Origin of the sequence: Plantactinospora sp. BC1 (assembly GCF_003030345.1) — a bacterium.
In the GTDB taxonomy this organism is placed as follows: Bacteria; Actinomycetota; Actinomycetes; order Mycobacteriales; family Micromonosporaceae; genus Plantactinospora.
Genome location: NZ_CP028158.1, coordinates 3525504 through 3549199, shown reverse-complemented (window position 1 = coordinate 3549199; position 23696 = coordinate 3525504). Strand labels below are relative to the sequence as shown.

At 72.7% G+C, this 23696-nt stretch carries 27 protein-coding genes; 16 read left to right on the top strand and 11 right to left on the bottom strand.

Translation table 11 applies throughout. The features are described from left to right. Window positions 1-680 precede the first annotated feature (680 nt). The 3 genes from C6361_RS15295 (at window position 681) to C6361_RS15285 (ending at window position 3766) form a co-directional block, all read left to right on the top strand. A complete protein-coding gene (locus tag C6361_RS15295) occupies window positions 681-2351 on the top strand; it encodes a hypothetical protein (protein WP_107268141.1) in 1671 nt (556 codons plus the stop codon). Window positions 2352-2849: 498 nt separating this feature from the next. Beyond that, entirely contained in the window at window positions 2850-3239 is a 390-nt protein-coding gene (locus C6361_RS15290; protein WP_159079334.1) for a peptidase inhibitor family I36 protein, read from the top strand. Window positions 3240-3400: 161 nt separating this feature from the next. After that, complete coding sequence (locus C6361_RS15285; RefSeq protein ID WP_107268139.1) at window positions 3401-3766, top strand: nuclear transport factor 2 family protein; 366 nt, start codon at window positions 3401-3403, stop codon at window positions 3764-3766. Between the two features lie 78 nt (window positions 3767-3844). Here the strand turns inward: C6361_RS15285 and C6361_RS15280 are convergent, their stop codons facing one another. Beyond that, a complete protein-coding gene (locus tag C6361_RS15280; RefSeq protein ID WP_107268138.1) occupies window positions 3845-4273 on the bottom strand; it encodes a hypothetical protein in 429 nt (142 codons plus the stop codon). A 228-nt stretch (window positions 4274-4501) separates the two neighbouring features. Here C6361_RS15280 and C6361_RS15275 point away from each other — a divergent pair, with 228 nt between their 5' ends. Further along, window positions 4502-5080, top strand: coding sequence for an HhH-GPD-type base excision DNA repair protein (locus C6361_RS15275; RefSeq protein WP_107268137.1), 579 nt, complete (start codon window positions 4502-4504; stop codon window positions 5078-5080). Between the two features lie 277 nt (window positions 5081-5357). Continuing rightward, entirely contained in the window at window positions 5358-6575 is a 1218-nt protein-coding gene (locus tag C6361_RS15270; protein WP_107268136.1) for a low temperature requirement protein A, read from the top strand. Between the two features lie 45 nt (window positions 6576-6620). Here the strand turns inward: C6361_RS15270 and C6361_RS15265 are convergent, their stop codons facing one another. Beyond that, complete coding sequence (locus C6361_RS15265; RefSeq protein WP_107263959.1) at window positions 6621-6932, bottom strand: hypothetical protein; 312 nt, start codon at window positions 6930-6932, stop codon at window positions 6621-6623. 117 nt (window positions 6933-7049) lie between these two features. Then, complete coding sequence (locus tag C6361_RS15260) at window positions 7050-7337, bottom strand: hypothetical protein (RefSeq protein ID WP_107268135.1); 288 nt, start codon at window positions 7335-7337, stop codon at window positions 7050-7052. Window positions 7338-7491: 154 nt separating this feature from the next. On the opposite strand from C6361_RS15260, the gene C6361_RS15255 reads away from it, so the two are divergent. Next, window positions 7492-7848: a DUF3099 domain-containing protein gene (locus C6361_RS15255; RefSeq protein WP_107263960.1), complete on the top strand. Its 357-nt coding sequence runs from the start codon at window positions 7492-7494 to the stop codon at window positions 7846-7848. Between the two features lie 50 nt (window positions 7849-7898). Here C6361_RS15255 and C6361_RS15250 read toward each other — a convergent pair whose 3' ends face one another. Together C6361_RS15250 and C6361_RS15245 are read right to left on the bottom strand one after the other, a co-directional pair. Further along, window positions 7899-8849 (bottom strand): carbohydrate kinase family protein, encoded by a 951-nt coding sequence (locus C6361_RS15250; protein WP_107268134.1) that lies wholly within the window; start codon window positions 8847-8849, stop codon window positions 7899-7901. Further along, on the bottom strand, window positions 8849-9766 hold the full coding sequence (locus tag C6361_RS15245) for a pseudouridine-5'-phosphate glycosidase (RefSeq protein ID WP_107258632.1): 918 nt from the start codon (window positions 9764-9766) through the stop codon (window positions 8849-8851). The genes C6361_RS15250 and C6361_RS15245 overlap by 1 nt, the downstream gene beginning before the upstream one ends. A 107-nt stretch (window positions 9767-9873) precedes the next feature. On the opposite strand from C6361_RS15245, the gene C6361_RS15240 reads away from it, so the two are divergent. The 3 genes from C6361_RS15240 (at window position 9874) to C6361_RS15230 (ending at window position 12760) form a co-directional block, all read left to right on the top strand. Then, a complete protein-coding gene (locus tag C6361_RS15240) occupies window positions 9874-10092 on the top strand; it encodes a DUF3039 domain-containing protein (RefSeq protein ID WP_101370506.1) in 219 nt (72 codons plus the stop codon). Window positions 10093-10131: 39 nt separating this feature from the next. Continuing rightward, window positions 10132-10845, top strand: coding sequence for a trimeric intracellular cation channel family protein (locus C6361_RS15235; RefSeq protein ID WP_107268133.1), 714 nt, complete (start codon window positions 10132-10134; stop codon window positions 10843-10845). A gap of 193 nt (window positions 10846-11038) precedes the next feature. Beyond that, the gene (locus tag C6361_RS15230; protein WP_234359511.1) at window positions 11039-12760 is read left to right on the top strand and encodes a DEAD/DEAH box helicase; all 1722 of its coding nucleotides are present in this window, start codon (window positions 11039-11041) and stop codon (window positions 12758-12760) included. 160 nt (window positions 12761-12920) lie between these two features. On the opposite strand, the gene C6361_RS15225 is transcribed toward C6361_RS15230, so the two are convergent. Continuing rightward, entirely contained in the window at window positions 12921-13154 is a 234-nt protein-coding gene (locus tag C6361_RS15225) for a hypothetical protein (protein WP_101371992.1), read from the bottom strand. A 245-nt stretch (window positions 13155-13399) separates the two neighbouring features. Beyond that, complete coding sequence (locus C6361_RS15220) at window positions 13400-15043, bottom strand: RNA polymerase sigma factor (protein ID WP_107268131.1); 1644 nt, start codon at window positions 15041-15043, stop codon at window positions 13400-13402. Between the two features lie 288 nt (window positions 15044-15331). Between C6361_RS15220 and C6361_RS15215 the strand changes: the two genes are divergently transcribed. Continuing rightward, window positions 15332-16156 carry an inositol monophosphatase family protein gene (locus C6361_RS15215; RefSeq protein ID WP_107258636.1) on the top strand — a complete coding sequence of 275 codons (825 nt, stop codon included), beginning with the start codon at window positions 15332-15334 and terminating at the stop codon, window positions 16154-16156. A 26-nt stretch (window positions 16157-16182) separates the two neighbouring features. Here the strand turns inward: C6361_RS15215 and C6361_RS15210 are convergent, their stop codons facing one another. Then, window positions 16183-16728 (bottom strand): LytR C-terminal domain-containing protein, encoded by a 546-nt coding sequence (locus tag C6361_RS15210; protein ID WP_107258637.1) that lies wholly within the window; start codon window positions 16726-16728, stop codon window positions 16183-16185. A gap of 412 nt (window positions 16729-17140) precedes the next feature. Between C6361_RS15210 and C6361_RS15205 the strand changes: the two genes are divergently transcribed. Then, entirely contained in the window at window positions 17141-17437 is a 297-nt protein-coding gene (locus C6361_RS15205) for a DUF4193 domain-containing protein (RefSeq protein WP_101370510.1), read from the top strand. 417 nt (window positions 17438-17854) lie between these two features. Continuing rightward, window positions 17855-18619 carry a hypothetical protein gene (locus C6361_RS15200; RefSeq protein ID WP_107270971.1) on the top strand — a complete coding sequence of 255 codons (765 nt, stop codon included), beginning with the start codon at window positions 17855-17857 and terminating at the stop codon, window positions 18617-18619. Between the two features lie 51 nt (window positions 18620-18670). Here the strand turns inward: C6361_RS15200 and C6361_RS15195 are convergent, their stop codons facing one another. Further along, entirely contained in the window at window positions 18671-19162 is a 492-nt protein-coding gene (locus C6361_RS15195; RefSeq protein WP_107258638.1) for a DUF3093 domain-containing protein, read from the bottom strand. Between the two features lie 42 nt (window positions 19163-19204). Between C6361_RS15195 and dut the strand changes: the two genes are divergently transcribed. From dut to C6361_RS15175, 4 genes are all read left to right on the top strand, one after another. After that, window positions 19205-19756 (top strand): dUTP diphosphatase, encoded by a 552-nt coding sequence (dut, locus tag C6361_RS15190; protein ID WP_107268130.1) that lies wholly within the window; start codon window positions 19205-19207, stop codon window positions 19754-19756. Between the two features lie 110 nt (window positions 19757-19866). Next, window positions 19867-20613, top strand: coding sequence for a DUF3710 domain-containing protein (locus tag C6361_RS15185; protein ID WP_107268129.1), 747 nt, complete (start codon window positions 19867-19869; stop codon window positions 20611-20613). A 291-nt stretch (window positions 20614-20904) separates the two neighbouring features. Next, window positions 20905-21285, top strand: coding sequence for an OB-fold nucleic acid binding domain-containing protein (locus tag C6361_RS15180; protein ID WP_107268128.1), 381 nt, complete (start codon window positions 20905-20907; stop codon window positions 21283-21285). Window positions 21286-21328: 43 nt separating this feature from the next. Next, complete coding sequence (locus C6361_RS15175) at window positions 21329-22027, top strand: DUF3159 domain-containing protein (protein ID WP_107268127.1); 699 nt, start codon at window positions 21329-21331, stop codon at window positions 22025-22027. Window positions 22028-22064: 37 nt separating this feature from the next. Here C6361_RS15175 and C6361_RS15170 read toward each other — a convergent pair whose 3' ends face one another. Then, window positions 22065-22754, bottom strand: coding sequence for a TrkA family potassium uptake protein (locus C6361_RS15170; protein WP_107258643.1), 690 nt, complete (start codon window positions 22752-22754; stop codon window positions 22065-22067). A 1-nt stretch (window position 22755) separates the two neighbouring features. Beyond that, window positions 22756-23421: a TrkA family potassium uptake protein gene (locus tag C6361_RS15165; protein ID WP_107258644.1), complete on the bottom strand. Its 666-nt coding sequence runs from the start codon at window positions 23419-23421 to the stop codon at window positions 22756-22758. Window positions 23422-23696 lie beyond the last annotated feature (275 nt).

The following is a 23696-nucleotide window of genomic DNA, read 5'->3' as shown; positions in this document are numbered from 1 at the left end:
TTTACCGTAGGTAGCCGGTAGGCGACAGTCCACTTCGCTCTCCACTTCGCTCTCCGCTTCGGTTCGGTCGCTGGCCCCGCTTGTGTGGCGACGAAAGCAGGTGAAGCATTTTCGGGTTGCCGCTCGAAGTTCTTGATGGCGCGAATGTTGCCGTGACACATAGCCATTGACCGATTCATTGCTGGATCGGCTCCGAAGTTTTGTTTTTTCTGGACTAGCCCCCCGCCGGGCGGTGGTGAGATGATCCGGAATGTCGTTCGAGATCATCGGACCGGCTGCAACCGGTCCGGGCGGGAAATGATCTCCAACGATGGTCTGGAACCGCTGGACCCGGCGGGTGACGCGTCGCGACCGCGAGGCGTTACCCGCCCCTCGAAAGGCCGCGTAACGTGCAAGACAGTGACTGGCATCGTCGCCAGCAGCCGACCGATCCCCGTGTCGAGCCGGAACCGCTCGGACGCTCCGGCGCAGCCCGGGAGTCCAGCCGGCCCGGACCGCCCGGGCAGCCGGGCCGACCCGCCCCACCATCCGCGCGGGCAGGGCAGACAGGGCAGACAGGGCGGGCGGGGCAGATAGGGCAGGCGGGGCGGCCGGCGACCGGGAGGGCCAGGGTCCCCCGACCCCGTACCGACGGGACGCGGACCGGACGGCCCGGCAACCCGCTGCTGGGGTTCGGGCCGGTGGCCCGGCTCGCGCAGGTGCTCCGCGACGTCCACGCGGACGCCGGCGAGCCGCCGCTGGAACGGATGAGACTCGGCCCCAGCAGCAGCGCCGCCAACCTCTCCCGGGCGAAGAACGGTCTGGTGCTGCCGACCCGGGAGTGCCTGGAGGCGTTCCTCCGGGGCTGTGGCATCACGGGCGGGGACACCTACGACAGCGTGCTGCGGCTCTGGGCGGAGACGGCCGTGGCCGCCGAGGCGTTCCGGTCGGGACCGGCGAGCTGCGAGACCGACGACGCCCTGGTCGACGCCCTGGTCGCGCTCGCTGCCCGGCAGGGCCTGGTGGTACACGGGCGGCTGGACACCGCCGAGCTGGCCCGGCGGCTGGCCGAGGCCGCCGGGAGCGTACTTGGCCAGGACAAGCAGGGCCGGAGCAAGTGGACGGTCCGGGCGGTGCCCGAGTCGGAGATCGTCGCGGAGTTCGTCGACCGGAGCCGCCCACCCACCGAGTTGGTACTCGACCACGTGGTCTTCGCCTGCGGAGGGCTCGACGGCGACGTCCGGTACTGGCGGAAGCACCTGCACCGGATCCAGGCACTGCGCCGCCAGGAGGACGTGCTCGACGAGATCGGCTCCGCGCGACGGGCGAGCCTGCCCCCGGCACGCCTCACCCCGGGCGCGACGCCACCGGTCGTCCCCGGGCCCAGGTCGCCCGAGCCCGTGCCCCGGTGGCCGGAGACCCCGCCGGCCGAGCCGTCCCAGGCCCCGCCGGCCCAGGTCCCGCCTTCCCCGAGGCCGGTGCTGCCGGTTCCGGCCCGGTGGTTGGGCGTCACCTGGACCCGGCGCAGCGTGTTGACCGCGGCGGTGGCAGGGGCCACCGGGATGGCCCTGGCGGGTACCGCCGGAGTGCTGGTGGCGGACCGGGGCGACCCGGAGCCCGTGGCGACGCCCACCGCACCGTCGAGCCCGCCGGTCGGGTCGGCCGGACCCGTGCTCCCGGACGCGCCCGCCGCCGCGAGCACCTGGCTCTATCACCTTGCCGACCTGGTCCGGCAGGGCACGGAGGCCCCGGCGACCGGGCGGTACGCGTACACCCGGGCGCGACTCTGGTCCCGGGAGACGACGCCGGCCGGGCGGGACGGGGGCGTCACCGTCGAGGAGGAACAGCTGTGGTGGGCCGAGGACCTCTCCGGGCTACGGGTGGTGACCCGGACCGACCGGAATGACCAGGTGCCCACCTCGCACCCGTTTCCACCCGGCGGACTGACGATCGTCGTCAGGTCTCCCTCGGCGGACCCGGCGATCCTGGTCGGGCAACTCGACCGGGAGCAGCCGCCCCACCTCGGTCCGGTGGGCCGACTGCGCGCCGTGGCCAGCGTCAACATGTTCCACCCCCTCGACCGGCAGCAGCGGGCCGCCGTCCTTACGGTGCTCGCCGGGACCGCGGGACTGACCTATCGGGGCGTGGTGCAGGATCGCCTCCGTCGCGGCGGCATCGCGGTCAGCGCCGACGTCGCCGGGAGCGCCCCGTTCGGCGAACGGGTCACCCTGATCTTCAGTACGGCCACCGGGGAGTTGCTGAGCCAGGAGACGAGCCGGCTGCCCGGTCCCGGCGGCGCCGACCCGGCCGACGGTGCCACGAGCGGCTACACGCTCTATCTCGAACGGTCGCGTACCGATCGTCTCGGCTGAGTCGTCCGTAAGGCACCGAATTCGCGAAACGCTGTCAAATTCGCGTCACGGATGACTGTCGGGCCGCTGATTCACGGGACATTCGCGTACCCGATCGACGGCGATATAGCCACGAACAGCCGTGACGGGCCGGTGGAGATCGCCCGTCGGCGGACAGTCTAGAGCCGTCTCGCCACCTTCCAATTTCCGACAGCTATTCACTCACGTCACTTGCTGGCTACGAGTGGCGATCACGCGCGCCTCGTTCCTACTCTGGGAGCAGCGGTGACTGCGGAGAGTGTTGGCATGGATACGTGATCGTCCATCGTCGACATCCTCCGGGTGACCGTCTCGCCGGCGTTGCTCCTGTCATGCGCATTCACCCCCGTGAGGTCATCCATGACGCCAGTTGTCAGACGCTGCTCCGCCATCCTGCTCAGCCTCGTCGGTGTTGCCGTCGTCGCATTTCCCGCGACGCCGGCTGCCAGTTCCGTGCCCCGGCCGGACGATGTCCCGAAAGTGATCTCGGATTATCTCGCCACGCATCCCGGTGGGGTGGTCCTCAACGACAACGAAATCAGTTACGACGGGGGACGGTTCGTCGTCACCCTGACCCGCCCCGGACACACCCGGGCCGCGGTCGCCGACTGCCCGCAGGGCTGGTTCTGCTTCTACGACCGCACCAGCTACGGCTACCCCCGGGGCCGGTTGTCCGACTGCGGTCGGCAGGACCTGGCCACCTGGGGCTGGCAGTACCGCGTCGAGTCCGCGCACTACAACCTGACCAGTGGCTCGGTGGCGTTCCTCTACAGCGGCAGTCGCCTCTTCTCGGTCGGCGCCGCCGCGCGGGCCCTCGGCGACGTCGCGCCGTACCGGAACTGGGCCACCCACGTCTACCGGTACTGCTGACGCCGGCTGCTCCCCAGTTGCCGAGCGTGGTGCGGCACGTCACCTGACCTCCGAGGTAATCGACAGCATCCGGGCCCGGTGGCAGGTTTGGTGGCGCCGGCGGCACTGATCAACTTCCTGCCGCCGGCCCCACCCGCACCGTCGTTCGGAAGGACTCCAGCGTGACCGACTTCAAGGGACTCGTCGGCCGGTACCTCGACCTGTGGAACGAGCCGGATCCCGCCACCCGCTCGGCCGGCATCGCCGACCTCTTCGCCGAGGACGCCACCTACACCGACCCGCTCGCCGACGTCGGCGGACACGACGGGATCGGTGCGGTGATCGGTGCCGCCCGGGAGATGTTTCCCGGGCTGCGCTTCGAGCAGACCGGGGTCGTGGACGGGCATCACGACATCGTCCGGTTCGGCTGGCAACTCGTACCGGCGTCCGGCGGTGAACCGGTCGCGGTCGGCTTCGACGTCGCCGGAGTGACCGGCCAGGGGCGGATCCGGGCGGTCTACGGCTTCCTGGACAAGGTACCCGGCTGAGGTCGGATGCCCGCCGTGCAGAGGTGGTGACCGAGGCGTCGCGTCCGGCCCGGGGCGGCGCAGCTCGGCACTGGGTGCTCAGCGGCTCGGCGCGGGACCCGGAGGCGAGCGGTGGTCGAGGGCCAGGCTCCGGGCCGCGCCGGCCAGGAACAGCAGCGCCGAGGGGAGGAACGCGACACCGAGGCCGCCGAGGGCCAGCAGCAGTCCCCAGCCGCCGATCACGACCGCCGCGAGGAGATCGAGGTACCCGGCGCCGCGCGGAACGAACCGCTGGGCCAGTGCGGGAAGGGCGGCCGCGAGCACCGGTACGCCGAGCAGGACGATCGCCGCCGCGCCGGAGTCCTCGACGGTGAACGGGGCGAGGACGACCGCCACCAGTGCGGTGATCAGCAGCCCTGACCAGCGGAGCAGCGGCGCTCCGTCGCCTCCTCTGCCGAGCAGGACCAACACCCCGACCGCCAGTACGGCGGCGAGCGCAGCCAACGTCGTCACCAGGATCAGCGCCATGAGACCCCTCCGAGGCACTCGGGAAGATCCGGATCGACGGGCCGATCCGGCAGGTGCAGGAGAGTCTCCGAGACCGATCGGCCCGTCTGGTTAGATTACCGTCGATTCCGGCGGAACGACCCAGCGCCGTGCGGATGTCCGGGCCGCCCAGGGCGGCGGCACCTGTCTGCGGGCCGGACCCGGCCGGGGCGTTCCCCCGGTGCCGAGGTGAGCAGGCAAGATAGCCGCATGACGCTCTCGCTGCCCATCGACGCCGAAGCCAACGAACTGCTCCGGCGTGACCCGCTCGCCCTGCTGATCGGCATGGTGCTGGACCAGCAGGTCAGCATGGAGAAGGCCTTCGCCGGCCCGTACGAGTTGGTCAGGCGGCTCGGCCACCCGCCGGACGCGGCCGAGCTGGCCAACTTCGACCCGGACGCGCTGACCGCGATCTTCGCCGAGCGCCCCGCCCTGCACCGGTTTCCCAAGGCGATGGCGGGCCGGGTGCAGGAGGTGTGCCGGACCCTCGTCGAGCGGTACGACGGCGACCCGAGCCGGCTCTGGTCGGAGGCCGAGGACGGCCGCGAGCTGCTGAAGCGGATCACCGGGCTGCCCGGGTTCGGCAGGCAGAAGGGGCAGATCTTCCTGGCTCTGCTCGGCAAGCGCTTCGGTGTGCAGCCGCCCGGCTGGCGCGAGGCGGCCGGCGACTACGGCGTCGACGGTGCCTACTACTCGGTCGCCGACGTGGTGGACGAGACGTCGCTGGCCAAGGTACGCCAGCACAAGCAGCAGATGAAGGCCGCCGCCAGGGCCGCGGCGGCAGACTGACCCGGCACCCGCCCCGGCCACGGACCACCGGCCGCCAGGCGGGCTAACGTACCGGGGACCGCCGGCCGCCAGGCGGATACGGACGGTGGCCGGAGCCGGGGGTGACGGGGCCGGTTCGGCGACCGGCGGGCCGATTCGGACGGCCGCAGCGCCCCCGCGCCATGCTGGCTCGTTGAGTGTTGAGATCGTCGACGCTCGGGGGGCGAGGTGGTGGTTGCGACGGCTCGGACCCGGGTACGCCTCGGGCCGCCGACCCGACCCACCCGGCTGATGCCGGATGGCTGACACACCAGCGGACCCGCTGCTGCGCGCCGAGTCCAGTTCGCAGCGGGCCACGTTCCTGGAACTGTTCCTGGATCTGGTCTTCGTCTTCGCGCTCACCCGGGTCTCCCAGCGACTGGTCGAGGACTTCACCACGGATCAGCGCATCCTGCTCTCCGAGGCCGGCCAGACCCTGGTGCTCTTTCTGGCGCTCTGGCTGATCTGGGCGTCGACGGCCTGGGTCACCAGCGCCCTGGAGCCCGAGGCGTTCCCCGTGCAGGGCGTCGTGGTGATCACGGTGGTCTGCAGCATGGTGGTCGCGGTCGCGTTGCCGAGGGGATTCGGCGAGCGGGCTCTCGTCTTCGCCGTCGCCTATCTCGCGGTCCAGTTCGGCCGGATCGGGTTCTTCCTGTTCGCCACGCGTGGCCGCACCGCCACCGCCGATCCGGCGGCGCCCCGACGGGTGCTCTTCTGGTCCGCGTTGACCGCCGTGCCGTGGCTGGTCGGGGGAATCGTCGACGAGAGTGTCCTCCGGGGGGTGCTCTGGACCGTCGCGATCACCGTGGACTATCTCGGGTTCGCGCTGGGCTGGCCGACTCCCCGGCTCGGCCGCTCGCAGTACGGCGAGCAGCCGTTCGCCGGGGAGCACCTGGCCGAGCGCTACCAGCAGTTCCTGTTGATCGCGCTCGGCGAGTTGATCCTCGTCACCGGGGTCACCTTCAGCGGCGGTGGTGGTGCCTTCACGCCCGACCGGACCAGCGCGCTGGGGCTGGCGCTGCTGACCACCGTGCTGCTCTGGCGGATCTACTTCTATCGGGCCGGGCACGTGCTCCCGATCGCGATCATCCGGGCCCGGAATCCGACCCGGCTCGGCCTCTCGATCGCGTACACGCACCTGATCATGATTGCCGGGATCGTGCTCACCGGGGTCGGCTACGAGCTGACCATCACGCACCCGTTCGGGCACGTCGTACCCAGCTGGCTGATCACCATCCTCGGCGGTCCCGCCCTGTTCCTGGCCGGACGGGCCGGCTTCGAGTTCCAGGTGTTCGGGCGGGTCTCCCGGCCCCGGGTGGCCGGCCTGGTCCTGCTCGGAGCGGTGGTACCGGCGATGGTCCGGTTGCCGCTGCTGGCGGTCGCCGGTACCGCCGCCGGGGTGCTGCTCGGGGTGGCCCTCTCCGACCTGCGCCGCTCGCGGGGCCAGGCGCCCGAGCAGCCGGCCCCGCCGATCTGACCGGGCGGTCGTCCCCAGGGCGGCGACGACCGCCGGCGGTCGGGCTCAGGCCGCGGTCGGGTGAGCGAGCGCGGCCAGGGCCCGGCGTACGTCGGCCAGCGACACCGTCGCCGAGTCGTCCAGGTCCGCCAGCCCGGCCTCGATCCACTGCCGCATCAGGGTGGTCACCCCGATGCCCCGCGCCTCGGCGGCCGAGCGGACCCGTTCGTAGGTGTCCAGCGGCAGGCGTACGGAGCGGCTGACCATCGGCACGTCGGTGTCCGGGGTGGGCAGCTCGACCGGCTGCGCCTCGTTGATCAGGTCCGCGATCTGGTCGTCTCCGGCGTCGAACCGCTTGATGGCATCGTCTCGGTGCATCGTCACCGCCTCCTCCTCGTCTCCGTGCTCGATTTTCTGCTCGATCCTGGTCTCCCGGTGGGCGGTCCGGCCTCCCGGTGGGCCATCTCCGGCCCGCCCGAGTGAGGCCGGCGGAACTCACCCTCGGCGCCCCTGGATCGCCTCCTCGTAGCGCTTGGACTCGATGTCGGTCAGGTCGCGCGCGGAGAGGATGTCCCAGTCGTTGTCGTTCCGGTCGGCCTCGGCCAGCAGGATGGCCAGTCGACGCCCGCGCCGTGCGACGGCGTAGACGACCATCACGTCGTCGCCGAGGTGGCGGATCACTCGTCGGGCGCTGTGCAGCGCCTCCCACACCTCGCCGGGGGTGACGTCGTGGACCCGCAGGTTGCCCAGTGCCTCGTCGCTGAAGCTGAACCGGCTGCCCACCCGAGGGAGCGTACCACGTGCGTAACACGCCGAGGAGGTGTCGGCAGAGGCTCGGCCCGGCGCCGCTTCCCAGGAGAAGGTGCGAGGATGGGGGTGGCATCCCGGGACGGGAGAGTTCCGGGGTGGACCGACCGCATCCCTTCCGGAGGCCGTGGTGAAGCGTCAGGCGTACCAGCCGATCCTGATCACCGACGCCTCGCGCAGTCAGGACGACCAGCTCCGTACCCGCCAGCGCCGGTACATCGTGATGATGTCCATCCGGGCGATCTGCGTCGTCGTCGGCGCGATCCTGGTCGGCGCCAAGGCCCCGCTGCTCTGGCTCTGGCTGCCGCTCTGCGCCGTCGGCATGGTGCTGATCCCGTGGCTGGCGGTGCTCCTCGCCAACGACCGCCCGCCGAAGGAGCAGCACCGGCTCGGCGCCAAGCTGCGTCGAAGCCACCTCGACGAGACCCCGCCCCGGGCGCTGCCCGCCGAGGAGCGGCCGCACCGGGTGATCGACGCCGAGCCCTGATCCGTACCGGCCGCCCCCGCCCGGCACGCGAGCGGTCAGGAGGGCGGTGGTCAGCCGGTGACCTCGGCGGAGCCGTCGGTCGTCGGCCGGGGCCCCGGCCGGGCGCCGAGGATGCCGACCGCCGCCGCGCCGAGTTCGGCCGCGCGGTCCAGCGCCTCGGCCGCGCCCGCCCCGCCGACCCAGGCCGCCAGCAGGCCGGCCGCGAAGGCGTCCCCGGCCCCGGTCACGTCCCGCACCGGAACCCGGCGGGCCGGCGCGGAGACCACCGCACCGCCGCGTTCGGCCCAGACCGCACCGGCGGCGCCATCCTTCAGCACCACGTGCCGGGCCACCTCGGTCAGGGCACGTGCCCGATCGGCCGGTGAGCCCGGGCCGGCGAGTACCGCCGCCTCGTCCGCGTTGGCCAGCAGCAGGTCCGCGTCGCGTACCCAGGACAGGAACGCCGCCGCACCGACCCGGCGCAGCGGTTCGGCGGAGGCCGCGTCGACGCTGGTGGTGAGGCCGCGCCCGCGCGCGGCGGCCAGCGCGCGCCGCCCGGCCTCCCGCGACCCGGCGTCCAACAGGGTGTACGCCGACAGGTGCAGATGCCCGGCGTCCACGCTCGCGCCCAGCGCGGCGTCCACGTGCCCCGGGCTCAGCCGGAGGTTCGCGCCGCGCTGGGTCACCATGGTCCGCTCCCCGTTCCCGGCCAGCACGATGACGGTGCCGGTCGGCACGTCCGGATGCCGCCGCACCACGCACCGCACGCCCAGTGCGGTCAGCTCGGCGAGCCGCGCGGCGCCGGCCTCGTCGGCGCCGACCTCGCCGACCAGGGTGACCGGGCAGCCCCGCCAGGCCAGCCAGGCGGCGGTGTTGGCGGCCTGGCCGCCCCCGGTGACCCGGATCTCGGCCGAGGTGTCCGAGCCGGGCGCCACCGGCCCGGCCAGCACCGCCAGCACGTCGGTGACGATGTCGCCGACGACGAGGATCCTGCGTCCCGTCCCGGGTCCCGTGCTGGCCATCACCGGTCGGCGGCGGCCACGGCGATCCGGGCCGCGAGGGCCGCGTTGCGCAGGATGATCCGGACGTTCACCGCCAGGCTCGCGCCCTCGGTGGCGGAGTGGAAGTGGGCCAGCAGGAACGGGGTCACCGCCTTGCCGGTCACCCCGCCGGCGGCGAGCCGGGCCAACCCGTCGGCCAGGGTCCGGTCGTGCAGGGCCGGATCGAGCTGCTCGTCGGTGGGGAGCGGGTTGGCCACGATCAGCGCACCCGGCTGCACCCCGTGGGCGGCCCGGGCCGCCAGCACCGCGGCGACCTGCTCCGGTGAGTCGACCGACCAGTCCAGGTCGAAGCCGCCGTCGGTGACGAAGAAGCCGGGGAACCGGCGGCTGCGGTAACCGGCCACCGCCACGCCGAGCGTCTCCAGCCGCTCCAGCGTCGCGCCGACGTCGAGGATCGACTTCACCCCGGCGCAGACCACCGCGATCGGGGTCCGGGAGAGCGTGGTCAGGTCGGCCGACTCGTCGAAGGTCTGCGCCGCCTCCCGGTGCACCCCGCCGAGCCCGCCGGTGGCGAAGACCCGGATCCCGGCCGCCGCCGCGACGGCGCTGGTGGCGGCCACCGTGGTGGCACCGTCCGCCCCGGTCGCCGCGGCCACCGCCAGGTCGCGTACGGAGAGCTTGGCCACCCCGTCCGAGGAGGCGAGCCGGGTCAACCGGGCGTCGTCGAGGCCCACCACGAGTTCGCCCTCGACCATCCCGATGGTGGCCGGTACGGCGCCCTCGGCGCGTACCGTCGCCTCGATCTCGCGGGCCACCCGCAGGTTGTCCGGCCGGGGCAGGCCGTGCGAGACGATGGTGCTCTCAAGGGCGACGACGGGCCGCCCGGCGTGCAGTGCCTCGGCCACCTCGGCGCCGTACCGGATCTGGAAATCGTTCACGGCTGACCACCGTACGGGCCGGGGCCGGCGGGTGTTCCGGTGGACCGCTCGGCAGTGACCTGCCAAACTTGAGCGTTGGCGGGGTCACTTAGGGAGGAATCACTGCCGTGAGCACAGAGGTTCTCGAGCGTCCGGAGCTGAAGGACGCGGACACCGGGCCGGAGATGTTCCACTACGTCCGGAAAGAAAAGATCGCCGAGAGTGCGGTCATGGGGACCTTCGTGATCGCGCTCTGCGGTGAGACGTTCCCGGTCACCAAGGCCGCCAAGCCCGGCTCGCCGGTCTGCCCGAAGTGCAAGGAGATCTACGACTCCATGCGGGACTGAGCCGGGCCGAGGCGGCCGTCCGGCGCGTAACATCCTGCGGTGACCGCCGCAACCGCCCTCCTCCTCGCCGACCTCACCGGGGTGGCGATCTTCGCCGCCTCCGGTGCGTCAGCCGCGGTCGTGAAGCGCCTCGACCTCTTCGGGGTCGTCTTCGTCGGCTTCGTCGCCGCGCTCGGCGGCGGCCTCTTCCGGGACGTCGTGATCGGCGACGGGCCACCGCTGGCCTTCGCCGACTGGCGGTACGCGGTCACCGCGATGGTCACCGCCGCGGCGGTCTTCTGGCTGCACCCACAGTTGGCGCGGCTGCGTACCACCGTCCTGGTCCTCGACGCGGCCGGGCTCGGCCTCTTCACCGTCACCGGTACCCTCATCGCGCTCGACGCCGGCGTGCCGCCACTCGGCGCCGGCATGATCGGCATGATGGCCGGGATCGGCGGCGGCCTCGGTCGGGACCTGCTCACCGGGGAGATCCCGGTGGTGCTGCGCCGGGAGATCTACGCGGTGGCGGCGCTGGCCGGCGCGGTCGCGGTGGTCGCCCTGGACCGGGCCGGCCTGGCCGGCCCCGGGCCGTTGATGGCGGCAGCCCTCTTCGTCTTCGCCCTCCGGCTGGTGGCCCTGCGCCGACGCTGGTCGGCTCCGGTGCCGGCCGCCAGGCGACCCGACGACGGCTCCAGCCCCGCGTACCGGGCGGTCGACGACGGCCCGGCGGACCGGCCGGCCGACGGCGGACGCCCCGCCGACCGGGGCCGCTGACCCGGCGGGCCCGGGCGGCCCGGCACGTCGAAGGCCCTGACCCGGCGGTGCCCGGGTGTGGCCCCTGTGGCGTCGGTGTCGCCTGGGTCGGATGGGTCCGGCTGGTTATGCTGGTACGGCCTTCGCGCTCGATCCGGTCGCGGGGGCGTTTTCGTGTGGTCGGATACCTGGCCGTCGGAGGGGAGTGTTCTGGGTGGGAGCCCCACTGCCGGTTCTCGAGTCGTTCCCGGCGCTGCGGGCATGGCAGCGTAAGGCGCTGGTCGAATACCTGCGGCGCCGCTCGGAGGACTTCCTGGCCGTCGCCACGCCCGGTGCCGGCAAGACCACCTTCGCGCTGCGGATCGCCGCCGAGCTGCTCGCCGACGGCACCGTCGAGGCGGTCACCGTGGTCGCGCCGACCGAGCACCTGAAGACCCAGTGGGCGGTCGCGGCGGCCCGGGTCGGCATCCAGCTCGACGCCGCGTTCCGCAACGCCGACCTGCACTCCTCGGCGGACTTCCACGGTGCGGTGGTCACCTACGCCCAGGTCGGCATCGCCCCGCAGGTGCACCGCCGCCGCACGATGACCCGCCGGACGCTGGTGATCCTCGACGAGATCCACCACGCCGGCGACTCCCGGTCCTGGGGCGACGGGGTCAAGGCGGCCTTCGAGCCCGCCGTACGCCGGCTGATGCTGACCGGTACGCCGTTCCGGTCGGACGAGAACCCGATCCCCTTCGTCAGCTACGAGCGGGGCGCCGACGGCCTGCAACGCTCCCGGGCCGACTCCGTGTACGGCTACTCCGACGCGCTCGCCGACGGCGTGGTCCGCCCGGTGATCTTCCTGGCGTACTCCGGGGAGACCCGGTGGCGGACCAGTGCCGGTGACGAGCTGGCCGCCCGGCTGGGTGAGCCGATGACCCAGGACCTGATCGCCCAGGCGTGGCGTACGGCGCTGGACCCGGCCGGGGACTGGATGCCGCAGGTGCTCCGGGCCGCCGACGCCCGGCTACAGGTGCTCCGGGCGGGCGGGGTCTCCGACGCCGCCGGCCTGGTGATCGCCACCGACCAGAACTCCGCCCGGTCGTACGCCCGGCTGATCGAACGGATCACCGGGGAGCGGGCGGTGGTGGTGCTCTCCGACGACCAGGGCGCCTCGGCCCGGATCGCCGCCTTCGCCGCCTCGGAGCAGCGCTGGATGGTCGCGGTGCGGATGGTCTCCGAGGGGGTCGACATTCCCCGGCTGGCCGTCGGCGTCTACGCCACCAGCGCCTCCACGCCGCTCTTCTTCGCCCAGGCGATCGGCCGGTTCGTCCGGGCCCGCCGGCCCGGCGAGACCGCGTCGGTCTTCCTGCCCAGCGTGCCGCACCTGCTCGGGCTGGCCAGCGAGATGGAGGTCGAGCGGGACCACGTGCTGGGCGGGCCGAAGCGCGGTGACGGGCTCGACGACGACCTGCTGGAGCGGGCCCAGCGCAACGAGCAGGCCAGCGGGGAACTGGAGAAGCGGTTCGAGGCGCTCTCCGCCACCGCCGAACTCGACCAGGTCATCTTCGACGGGGCCTCCTTCGGCACCGGCGCCCAGGCGGGTACGCCGGAGGAGGAGGAATATCTCGGCCTGCCCGGCCTGCTCACCGCCGACCAGGTGGCGGTGCTGCTGAGCAAGCGCCAGGCCGAGCAGTTGGCCGCGCAGCGCCGCCGCAAGACCGCCGAGCCGGTGCCGGCGCCCCGGCCGGAGAGCCGGCCGCTCAGCGCGGCGGAACGGCGGGTCAACCTGCGCCGTCAGCTCAACGCGCTGGTCGCGGCGCACCACCATCGGACCGGGCTGCCACACGGCAAGATCCATGCCGAGCTGCGTCGCCGCTGCGGCGGTCCGCCCAGCGCGCAGGCCACCATCGAGCAGCTCGAGGAGCGGATCGCCACCGTCCAGACGCTGTGACCGCACCGCACGTTGCGGTGCGGCCGGTGACGACACGGGACGGCCGCTCCGGGCGTCATCGTGGCCGATCGCCGAGAGTGTCGGCAATCGGCACTGTCGGGGAATAGACGACCGGAGGCGCCCGCTCGGGGCACCTCCGGTCAGCTATGTCCTGGTTAGGTTAGTTCGCCATCAAATCGGCGCCACGCCAGCTGAACTCCGGGTCAACCGCGTACCGGACCGTGATCTTCACGAGATCCTCGGCGTACTTGTTCGCGTGATGCCCACAGAACACCAGCTCGCTCCCACCCGCGAGGGTGATCCGAAGCTTGCCGGCGGCGTTACAGCGGTCGCACCGTTCATCGGCGGCTGGGGGAGCCACCGTCTCGGGCGGCGGCGTGAGGGTCGGGGTCATCGCCTTCCTCCTGCGGTCGTCACCGATGAACACTCTCGTCGTTCATTGCTCACCTATCGTGCAACACCCTTGTGGGGTGTGGCCTTCCCAGTGTGCCCCCGGGGGACCGATGTCACACGTGGTAGAGACAGTGTGCCGTGCCACCAGGGTGCCACGTCAACGATCACAAGTGGGGAACCATCCGATCACCGCGCGCCCGATGTACGCGTGGTGATCAGATGGACACGACTGGTTGACTTTTGGGGTCAGTCAAGATAATCGCGCAGTACCTGCGAACGGGACGGGTGCCGCAGCTTCGACATCGTCTTGGACTCGATCTGCCTGATCCGCTCGCGGGTCACGCCGTACACCTGACCGATCTCGTCCAGGGTACGCGGCTGTCCGTCGGTCAGCCCGAAACGCAGCCGCACCACGCCGGCCTCCCGCTCGGAGAGCGTCTGGAGCACCTGCTGGAGCTGGTCCTGCAACAGCGAGAAGGAGACCGCGTCGACCGCGACCACCGCCTCGGAGTCCTCGATGAAGTCACCGAGCTGGCTGTCCCCCTCGTCGCCGATGGTCTGGTCGAGCGAGATCGGCTCCCGGGCGTACTGCTGGATCTCCAGCACCTTCTCCGGTGTGATGTCCATCTCCTTCGCCAGTTCCTCCGGGGTGGGCTCGCGGCCCAGGTCCTGGAGCAGCTCGCGCTGGATCCGGCCCAGCTTGTTGATCACTTCGACCATGTGCACCGGGATGCGGATGGTGCGGGCCTGGTCGGCCATGGCCCGGGTGATGGCCTGCCGGATCCACCAGGTGGCGTAGGTGGAGAACTTGTAGCCCTTGGTGTAGTCGAACTTCTCGACGGCGCGGATCAGTCCGAGGTTGCCCTCCTGGATCAGGTCCAGGAACGCCATGCCCCGCCCCGTGTAGCGCTTGGCCAGCGAGACCACCAGCCGCAGGTTCGCCTCCAGCAGGTGGTTCTTGGCCCGCTCCCCGTCCCGGGAGATCCACATCAGGTCGCGCTGCATCTCCCGGACGAGCTTCTCCTCGCCCTCCTCGGCGGCGCGCAGCCGCTCGGCGGCGTAGAGCCCGGCCTCGATCCGCTTGGCGAGCTCGACCTCCTGCTCCGCGTTGAGCAGCGGGACCTTGCCGATCTGCTTGAGGTAGGCCCGGACCGAGTCCGCCGAGGCGGTCAGCTCGGCGTCCCGGCGCGCCTGCTTCAGCGCCTCGGACTCCTCGTCGTCCCACTCGAAGTCGTTGTCGGTCGCGGCGTCGGCGGCGTCCGCCTCGGCGGCCTTGGCCAGCTCGGCCGGCTCCTCGACCACCACGTCCTCGATCTCGGCGGCGAGCACCTCCGGATCGATGTCGTCGGCGGGACCGTCCGGCTCGCCGCCCTTGGCCGGGGCGGCGCCCTTGGCGGCCTTGGCCGGACCGGTGCCGGCGGCCTTCGCCGCCGTACGGCCGGCCTTCGCCGGAGCCTTGGCGGCCGTCTCAGCGGGCTTGGCGGCCGGCTTGGCGGCACCGGCCGGCGACGCGCCGTCGGCCGCGAGCGTCGGCTTGCGGGCCGCCGGCTTGCGGGCCGCGCCCGCCTCGTCGGCGGCGGGCGCCTGCTTCGGGGCCGGCGGCGCCGACTTCTTGGTCGCCTTGGCGGTGGTCGCCCGCGACGCGGGGGTGGCGGACCGGGCGGCGGCGACCCGGCGACGGGTACTCGCCGAGCCGTCGACCACGACGGTGACACCCGCGTCCGAGAGCGCACGCAGGATCTTCTTGGCCTGGGCCGGAGTCACCTCAGCAGACTCGACCGTACGCGCCAACTCCGCCGACGTGAGCTGGCCGCCGGCGTTCTGCGCGTGGGCGATCAGCGTGTCGGTGAGCGAGCGTACGTCGGCGCCGATGTGGCGGGGTTCTGTCACGAATGACCTTCCGGAGGCGATGAGCGAGCACGGCCGGGATCGGCCGGCGCAGCGCTATGCGTTGTGTCGGGCCGATGTGGTTGAGGGACCCCCGTGTCCCGGGCCGGCCGGGCTCGGCGGTCCGTGGCGCGTGGGCAGGCGTGAATTGTAGCGCCGTCTGCGGCGATCATCCCGCGCCGCACGCCGGAGACGTGGTCCGGGGCCACCGACTCGATACGCGTGTTGACTTTGTAAGGATGATACTCGCGCCGGAGGCAGGACGTCACAGGCGTGCGGGAAGGGGACGCCATGGACGGTACGACACCGGCTCCGGAGGAGCTGCTCGATATCGCGGTCGAGGTGGCCCGGGAGGCGGCGGAGACCGCGTACCGGATGCGCGCCGAGGGAGTCGCCGCGGTTGCCACCAAGAGCACGGTGACCGACGTGGTCACCGCCGCGGACCGGGCGGTGGAGCGGCAGGCGGTGGCGACCCTGCGGGCGGCCCGGCCCGGCGACGCCGTACTGGGCGAGGAGTACGGCGACGCCGAGGGTGCCGGCCCGGCCGCCGGCAGCGGCGTACGGTGGATCCTCGACCCGATCGACGGCACCGTGAACTACCTCTACGGGCTGCCGCACTACGCCGTCTCGCTCGCCGTCGAGGTCGACGGCGAGGTGGTCGCCGGAGTGGTCCGGAACGCGGCCACCGGGGACGAGTGGACGGCGATCCGGGGTCGGGGCGCCTACCGGGCCGGCCGGCGGCTGAGCGGCTCGGTGGAGACCGATCTCGGACAGGCGCTGGTGGCCACCGGGTTCGGCTACGACCCGGCGCGCCGGGCGCACCAGGCCGGGGTGCTGCACCGGCTCATCCCATACGTCCGGGACATCCGCCGGTTCGGGGTCGCCTCGATCGACCTGTGCCTGGCCGCCGAGGGCCTGGTCGACGGCTACTACGAGAAGGGGCTGAACCTCTGGGACCACGCGGCCGGCGGGCTGGTCGCCACCGAGGCCGGGCTCCGGGTCGACGGGCTGGCCGGTGCCGACCCGGGGCCGGACCTGCTGATCGCCGCCCCGCCCGCGCTCTTCGGCCCGCTGCACGACCACCTGGCCCGGCTCGACGCGGCCGGCGGCCCCTGAGGGTCGGCGGCCGGAGAGCCTGCCGGTCAGCTCAGGTTGGGGTCGGCGCAGGTGCGCGGCGGCAGCTGGGTGCTCTCGCTGTCCCGCTGGGTCAGCGCCTGGTTGACCTCGGTGATGGTCGCCAGCTGCTTGAACTCGCCGCCGATCACCACGTCGACCACGTCGTTGTCGCGGTCGAGCTGGAACTCCGGCTCCGCCTCGTTGAGGAAGTACGCCTTGAGCACGTGGTAGGAGCCGACGCCCTTCGGTCCGTACCGCAGCACCGCGACCTCGTCGTCGATGCCCTTCCTGTTCGGCTCGTCGCCGGCCTTGAGGACCTGGAACTGCCGGTTCTGGAAGTCGGTCTTCACCGTGTTGGCCAGGCCGATGGTGTCGGTCGCGTTGTAGACGTTGATCTTGATGTCCTTCGGCAGCCGCAACCGGGTGTCGGCGAGCTTGTCACCTTCCTGGCAGTCACTGGCGACCTCTCGGCCGGCCTGGGTGTCGCGGACGAGGGTGACGACGACGAACACTATGGCGGTCACCGCGAGCACGCCGACGACGAGGAGGGCTCGGACGCGCGCGAAACTCATCTGCTTGGCTCCTGCGAAGGTGGTGTGTGGAACAGCCGACCGCACGGGCCGCCGTGGCTATCGAGTATGCCGGTGAGGCCAGCCGTTGTCCGACCGGGTGCTGAATCCGCCAGATTTGTCGGCGCGGCGACGACGATTGGCCGACCACTACCCCTATCTTCGTGTCGCCTGAGTCACATTGGGAACAACTCCGCGCGCTCGGACGTACATGCATGCCGCAGGGACGGTATACATGCCTCGCCCGAAGGGGGGTAAGGTACCCCGCTCGCCGGGGGAGTTCCGCCCGGCGGCCGCGACCCGGAACGTGCGCCGGGTCGGGCGACCGGAAGTAAGGCCGGCCAGCGGGAACCGAAACAGCGTCCTCCGGCGTTACAACCGGAAGCGACTATATCGATATGGGAGAGTGAGACCGATGGCCACCGACTACGACGCCCCGCGTCGCGACGAGGTCGACCTCGGCGAGGACAGCCTGGAAGAGCTCAAGGCTCGGCGGGTCGACTCACAGTCGGCCGCCGTGGACGTCGACGAGGCCGAGGTCGCCGAGAGCTTCGAGCTGCCCGGTGCCGACCTGGCCGACGAGGAGCTCACCGTGAAGGTGCTGCCGATGCAGTCGGACGAGTTCCGCTGCGCGCGCTGCTTCCTCGTGCACCACCGCAGCCAGCTCGCGGTGGAGCGCAACGGTGATCTGATCTGCCGCGAGTGCGCCTGACTTCCGAGGCCGGAGCGGTCTTCCCGGGCAGGGGAGCCCGTCCGGCGGGCACGGGGTGAGTCTTCCGGGACGGGGGAAGCGGCGACCTCCACCGCTGGGGGTCGCCGCGCGTGATTCGACATGCGGGGTTGGTGGGTAACTGCTTGACTCGATGCGCGTGGTGGCAAGCCCAACCGACGACACGCGCTGGAGGTCATGATGAGCCGCTCCGACCGGGCATCCGACGCGTCCTCGCCGGGACGGACCGACGCGTCCTCGCCGGAACGGCGTACCGACGCGTCCTCGCCGGGGACGACCGACGCCTCGCCCGGGTCGGCCGACCGGGTCGGGCCGGTCGCCGTGCCGGGCGACGACACGACCTCGACCACGCCCGTCGACCGGGGACCGGCGGGCGGCGCGACCACGGCTGGGGAACTCGTGCCCGGTGACGGCCAGCGGGGGCCGGCGTCCCGGGACGACGAGCTGAGTTCCACCGTCGCCGCGCTCACCGCCGACGAACTGAACCGGTCCCGTCGGCGACGACTGCTCGGCCGGTTGGTCGGCCAGGTCCGGGCCAGCCGACCCGGCAACCTGTTCAAGCCGAAGGCGGCGGTCCGCTGGCTCACCGACACGGTGACCGAGATCGCGCCGCACATCCCGGTACGCGACCGGGAGACCCTGCTCCGGCACTTCGACGGCCTCGACTCCGACGCGCTGGCGGATCGGCTGATCCGCAACGCCGTACGCTCCACCGCCGGGGTGGGCGCCGCCGGTGGCGGGGTCGCGGCCGTGGAGTGGGTGGCCACCCCGACCCTGCTCTCGGCACCGGTACTGCTGGCCGCCGAAACCGTCGCCGTGGTCGCCATCGAACTGAAGCTGATCGGCGAACTGCACGAGGCGTACGGGGTGCGGCTGCCGGGCGGCACCAGCCAGCGCGCGGTCACGCTGATCCGCTCCTGGGCGGCCCAGCGCGGGGTGAATCCGCTGCTGCCCGGGGTCGGTGTCGGCGCGGTACTCGGTACCGCCGCCCGCAAGGAGCTGCGGGACCGGCTGCTGCGGCGGTTCGGCCGCAACCTGACCACCCTCGGGCCGTTCCTGACCGGCGCGGCGGTGGCCGGTTTCCTCAACGGCCGGGCCACCCGGGCACTCGGCGACCGGGTCCGGGAGGACCTCCGCCAGGGGCCGAGGGCGCTCGGCGGCTGACCGACCGGCTCGGGCGGCCCGGGAGGCCGGTTTCCGGCGCCGGTTCGGTGCTCAGTCCGGGTCGCGGGCCGCGAGGATCGCCTCGGCCAGGCGTACCGGATGGCGGGAGCTGACCACCCAGTAGGGCGTCGGGTCGGCCGGATCGTCGAGGACCACCTGCACCGCCCCCGACACCCACGGGCGCTGCACCACGAACGCCAGCGGGTCGGCACCGACCCCGAGCACCTCGCGCCGGCCCTCGGCGTCCAGCGGGATGGCGTCGGCGACGAACCGCACCGGCAGCCGGGCGTCGTCGACCAGGAGTTCGCCGTCGCGTACGGCGATCCGGATCCGGCCGAGCCAGCCGAGCCCCACGGCGGCCAACGGCAACAGGACCACGAAGGGCAACCAGGCGCGCATGCCGGTGGAGCCGAGCCAGATCTCGGCGGCCAGCAGCCCGGCGACGGCGATCCCGGCCAGCCAGAGCCACCAGGGCAGGGTCAGCCGCTCGGCGTACCCGGCACGGGCCGGGACGACCGCGGGGTCGGAACTTGTCGGGGCCACGCTGGAAGGGTACGGCCCGATGCGGCCGGTCGACCCGGCAGGATGGGGGCAGCACCGGTGGATCCGCGAACCTGCCAGGAGAGTGAGAGCGTGACGCACGTGCTGCCCGTACCCGTCCGGCGCATCGACCCGGACCTGCCGCTGCCGGCGTACGCCCATCCCGGCGACGCCGGAGCCGACCTGGTCGCCGCCGAGGAGGTCGAGATCCCGCCCGGCCGGTGGCGGCTGGTCCGCACCGGCGTCGCGCTGGCCCTGCCGGTCGGGTACGTCGGGCTCGTCCATCCACGGTCCGGGCTGGCGGCCAGGCTCGGTGTGACCGTGCTCAACGCGCCCGGTACGGTCGACGCCGGTTACCGGGGCGAGATCCTGGTCAACCTGATCAACCACGACCGGGTCACCCCGGCGAAGATTTCCCGGGGCGACCGGATCGCGCAGCTCGTGGTGCAGCGGGTGGAGCGGGCCGAGTTCCTGCCCGTCGACGAGTTGCCCGACTCCGTGCGGGGTGCGGGCGGGCACGGCTCGACCGGCGGGCACGCCGGGCTGGTCGCCGCCGATCTCCGGGAGGAGCGGGTCGAGGGGGCGGGCGGCCGGTGAGTCGGCCGGAAAGAGGTGCCCGGGTCGGCCGTCGCCGTACGCCGTGCCCGACAATGCGAGTGAGATCCGCCCATCCGGCAGCCGGAAACGGAAGGTAGCAGGTAAGCAACATGATCTTCTCCCGAGGACGCGGCGGGCGCCACTCCCGCGACGAGCGCTCCGGTCGGCAGTCGGCCGACACCCAGGACCTCGCCGCCGCGACCGAGCCCGAGGGGCCCGGGCACGGACCGTACGACATCGGCGACGAGCCGCCGGACGTGCAGCGGCTCGACCTGGGCAGCCTGCGCATCCCGGCCGTGCAGGACGTGGAGGTACGCGTCCAGGCCAACCCCGACGGGGTGATCCAGCAGGTCGTCCTGGTGCACGGGGAGAGCGCCCTCCAGCTGGGGGTCTTCGCGGCACCGCGTACCGAGGAGATCTGGCCGGAGTGGCGGGAGGAGATCCGCACCTCGCTGGCGGCCGACGGGGTGGTGGCCGAGGAGGTGGAGGGCGAGCACGGCACCGAGCTGCGGGCCCGGGTCCGTACCCCGGACGGCGGCATCGCCGACCTGCGCTTCGTCGGCGTCGACGGGCCGCGCTGGATGATCCAGGGCGTCTTCCAGGGGCGTGCCGCCAGCGACCCGGCCGCCGCCGGACCGCTCACGGAGTGCCTGAACGGGCTGGTGGTCGACCGGGGTCAGGAGGCCAAGCCGGTCCGCGAGCCGCTGCCGCTGCGGTTGCCGCGCGAGGCGGCCGCCGCCGGTGCCGAAGCGCAGCCGGACGGCCACCAGCCCGGTGGGCCGGTCAACGGCGTCGTCTCGGGCCAGCAGCACCCGCCGCGCTCCGAACCCCGGCCCCGCCGCCGCGACGGTTCCTGACCGCTGCCCGCCGCGACGGCGGCGAGCGCCTCCTCCCAGGGCGGTCCGGCCGGGGGACTGAGCGGGGATGGCCGGGCGGGCTACCCCGATCCGGCTCGCTCCGGGCCGCCGGCCGGGCCGCCGTCGGGGGCCGCCGCCGGGTCGGTTCGGCGCCGGTGGCGGTGGGTCGGCAACCCGGCAGCGGGCGACCCGTGCACGGGTGCCGGATCGGCGTACGCTTGCGGGACGGCTGCACGCCAGCCGTGTCGAGCACGCGCCGGGGCGGCGCGTGGAGGAGGGTGACACCGGGTCATGGCGACCGACCAGGGCCGACTCTCGTGGCGGGGCTTCCTGCAACGGCTGACCGCGAGCGAGGCCGAGATCGAGGCGGAGGAGCTGCTCCGGGAGAGCGCCGAGTGCGGCAGCACCCCGGCCGGGCAGTGCAGCCGGGGGCAGGTGGTGTCGGTCTCGGGCCGGCTCCGTACCGTGGTCTACACCCCCCGGACGAACCTGCCGACCCTGGAGGCGGACCTCTACGACGGCAGCGACATCGTGACCCTGGTCTGGCTGGGGCGCCGGCACATCGCCGGGATCGAGCCGGGCCGGCAATTGACCGCGCGCGGTCGCATGGCGGTACGGGATGACCGTAAAGTCATCTACAACCCGTACTACGAGCTGGAGTCGCCACGGTGAGCACGGAGACCGGCGCCCCCGGCCGCGACCGGAAGACACACAGATGACCGCTGGACAGCCCCGCACCGACAGCCCGGGCAGCGACCCGACGGCCAGCCGGACCGAGGACGAGGAACAGCTCCCCAGCCTGACCGAGCAGATGGCGGAGCAGCTCGGCGGCTGGCGGGGGATGGTCGAGTCCAGCGTCCCGGTGGTCGTCTTCGTCGCGGTCAACATCATCACCGAGCTGCGTCCGGCGGTGATCGCCTCGGTGGCGGTCGCGGTGCTGATCGCGGTCGTCCGACTCTTCCAGCGGCGACCGGTCCGACACGCCGTCAACGGCCTGGTCGGGATCGGCATCGGCGCCATGATCGCCTGGCGTACCGGTGACGAGCGGGACTTCTATCTGCCCGGCATCCTCTACGGCATCGTCTACGGGCTGGTGCTGCTCGGCTCGGCGGTGATCCGCCAGCCGCTGGTCGGCTGGATCTGGTCCATCATCGCGGCCGGTGGCCGGTCGGAGTGGCGGCAGGATCCGCGGCTGGTCCGCACCTTCAACCGGCTCACCGTGCTCTGGGGCGTCGTCTGGCTGGCCAAGGTGGGCGTGCAGGCCGGGCTCTACCTGGCCGACATGGACACCGCGCTCGGCATCGCCCGGCTGCTGCTCGGCTATCCGCCGTACGCGCTGCTGCTGGTGATCACCATCTGGACGGTCCGCCGGGTGAACCGGACGCCGGCCGTACCGGCACCGCTCGGCGGCTGACCGCCGCCGGGCAGCACCCCGACCGGTCCCGGACCGCTCAGCTGCTGCTGCGGGTCCGCTCGACGCTGTCCGGACCGAGGATCACCTTGCGGACCTCGTCCTCGACCTCGGCCGTGCAGACGAAGATCAGCTCGTCGCCGGCCTCCAACGGGTCGTCGGGGCTCGGCACCAGCACCCGCTTGCCGCGCAGGATGGCGGTGAGCGCCGAGTCCCGGGGCAGCGGCACCGAGTGGATCGGGTGGCCGACGTACGGTGCGGTCGGCGGCAGGGTGATCTCGACCAGGTTCGCCTCGCCCTGCCGGAACGTCATCAGCCGGACCAGGTCGCCGACGGTCACCGCCTCCTCGACCAGGGCCGCCATCACCCGTGGCTTGCTGACCGCCACGTCGACCCCCCACTGGTCGGTGAAGAGCCACTCGTTCTCGGCCCGGTTGATCCGGGCGACCACCCGGGGAACGGCGAACTCCGTCTTGGCCAGCAGCGAGACCACCAGGTTGACCTTGTCGTCGCCGGTGGCCGCCACCACCACGTCGCAGCTGGCCAGGTCGGCCTCCTCGAGGCTGGCCAGCTCGCAGGCGTCGGCGAGGATCCACTCGGCGGCCGGTACCCGCTCCGGGCGGAGCATCTTCGGCTTCCGCTCGATCAGCATCACCTGGTGCCCGTTCTCGATCAGCTCCTGCGCGATCGAGCGGCCCACGTTGCCGGCGCCGGCGATGGCGATCCGCATGTCAGCGCCCTCCTTCCGGCGGCGAGCCCGCCACCGTGGTCACCTGGTCGGCGATGTCGTCGGTGACCAGCATGGAGACCTGGTCGCCCTCCTGGAGCACGCTGGACGCGGTCGGCAGGGCGGCGATGCCGAACCGGGTCAGATAGCCGACCCGGGCACCGGTGGCCTCCTCCAGCCCGCGTACCGGACGGCCGATCCAGTCGTCGTGCACCGGTACCTCGATGATCGAGACGGTGCTGGTCGGGTCGCGGAAGATCTCCACGTGTCCCTCCGGCACCAGGTGCCGGACGATCCGGTCGGCGGTCCACCGGACGGTGGCCACGGTCGGGATGCCGAGCCGCTCGTAGACCTGGGCCCGCTTCGAGTCGTAGATCCGGGCGACGACCCGGGAGACGCCGTACGTCTCGCGGGCCAGCCGGGCGGAGATGATGTTGGAGTTGTCGCCGCTGGAGACGGCGGCGAAGCCGTCGGCCCGCTCGATGCCGGCCTGGCGGAGCACCTCCGCGTCGAAGCCGGCGCCGGTGACGGTGATCCCGCCGAAGTCCGGGCCGAGCCGGCGGAACGCGTCCGCGTCCTGGTCGATGACGGCCACCGAGTGGCCGCGCGACTCCAGGTTGTGCGCGAGGGTCGAACCGACCCGGCCACAGCCCATGATCACGACGTGCAAGGCAAGTCCTCCCGGATCACCGCGGGACCGACCCGTCCGGTGGGGTGATGTCACCATGAGCGTAGCCATCCGGCTCCCGGCCCGTGGCGCCCGACCTCCCGCGTCGCGGATCTCCGGCCGCGTCCCGGCCCGGGTGGCGGCCGCAGCGCCGGTGACGGCCGCGGCACCGTCCGCCACGAACCGGCCCCGGACTTCCGCTCCGCTGGTGCGGTCGGTCGCACCGCCCGGCGCCGGTTAGCCGGATCACCGGGAAGATCGGCCGCACCGGCCGACCG

What these genes read in the sequence shown, in the direction of transcription:
- C6361_RS15250 (WP_107268134.1), bottom strand. Translation starts at nt 8,849, where the DNA reads ATGGCCAGCACGGGACCCGGGACGGGACGCAGGATCCTCGTCGTCGGC.
- C6361_RS15265 (WP_107263959.1), bottom strand. Translation starts at nt 6,932, where the DNA reads ATGCACCGAGACGATGCCATCAAGCGGTTCGACGCCGGAGACGACCAG.
- C6361_RS15225 (WP_101371992.1), bottom strand. Translation starts at nt 13,154, where the DNA reads ATGACCCCGACCCTCACGCCGCCGCCCGAGACGGTGGCTCCCCCAGCC.
- C6361_RS15280 (WP_107268138.1), bottom strand. Translation starts at nt 4,273, where the DNA reads ATGGCGCTGATCCTGGTGACGACGTTGGCTGCGCTCGCCGCCGTACTG.
- C6361_RS15175 (WP_107268127.1), top strand. Translation starts at nt 21,329, where the DNA reads ATGACCGCTGGACAGCCCCGCACCGACAGCCCGGGCAGCGACCCGACG.
- C6361_RS15170 (WP_107258643.1), bottom strand. Translation starts at nt 22,754, where the DNA reads ATGCGGATCGCCATCGCCGGCGCCGGCAACGTGGGCCGCTCGATCGCG.
- C6361_RS15205 (WP_101370510.1), top strand. Translation starts at nt 17,141, where the DNA reads ATGGCCACCGACTACGACGCCCCGCGTCGCGACGAGGTCGACCTCGGC.
- C6361_RS15270 (WP_107268136.1), top strand. Translation starts at nt 5,358, where the DNA reads ATGGCTGACACACCAGCGGACCCGCTGCTGCGCGCCGAGTCCAGTTCG.
- C6361_RS15275 (WP_107268137.1), top strand. Translation starts at nt 4,502, where the DNA reads ATGACGCTCTCGCTGCCCATCGACGCCGAAGCCAACGAACTGCTCCGG.
- C6361_RS15215 (WP_107258636.1), top strand. Translation starts at nt 15,332, where the DNA reads ATGGACGGTACGACACCGGCTCCGGAGGAGCTGCTCGATATCGCGGTC.
- dut (WP_107268130.1), top strand. Translation starts at nt 19,205, where the DNA reads ATGGGGGCAGCACCGGTGGATCCGCGAACCTGCCAGGAGAGTGAGAGC.
- C6361_RS15210 (WP_107258637.1), bottom strand. Translation starts at nt 16,728, where the DNA reads ATGAGTTTCGCGCGCGTCCGAGCCCTCCTCGTCGTCGGCGTGCTCGCG.
- C6361_RS15185 (WP_107268129.1), top strand. Translation starts at nt 19,867, where the DNA reads ATGATCTTCTCCCGAGGACGCGGCGGGCGCCACTCCCGCGACGAGCGC.
- C6361_RS15180 (WP_107268128.1), top strand. Translation starts at nt 20,905, where the DNA reads ATGGCGACCGACCAGGGCCGACTCTCGTGGCGGGGCTTCCTGCAACGG.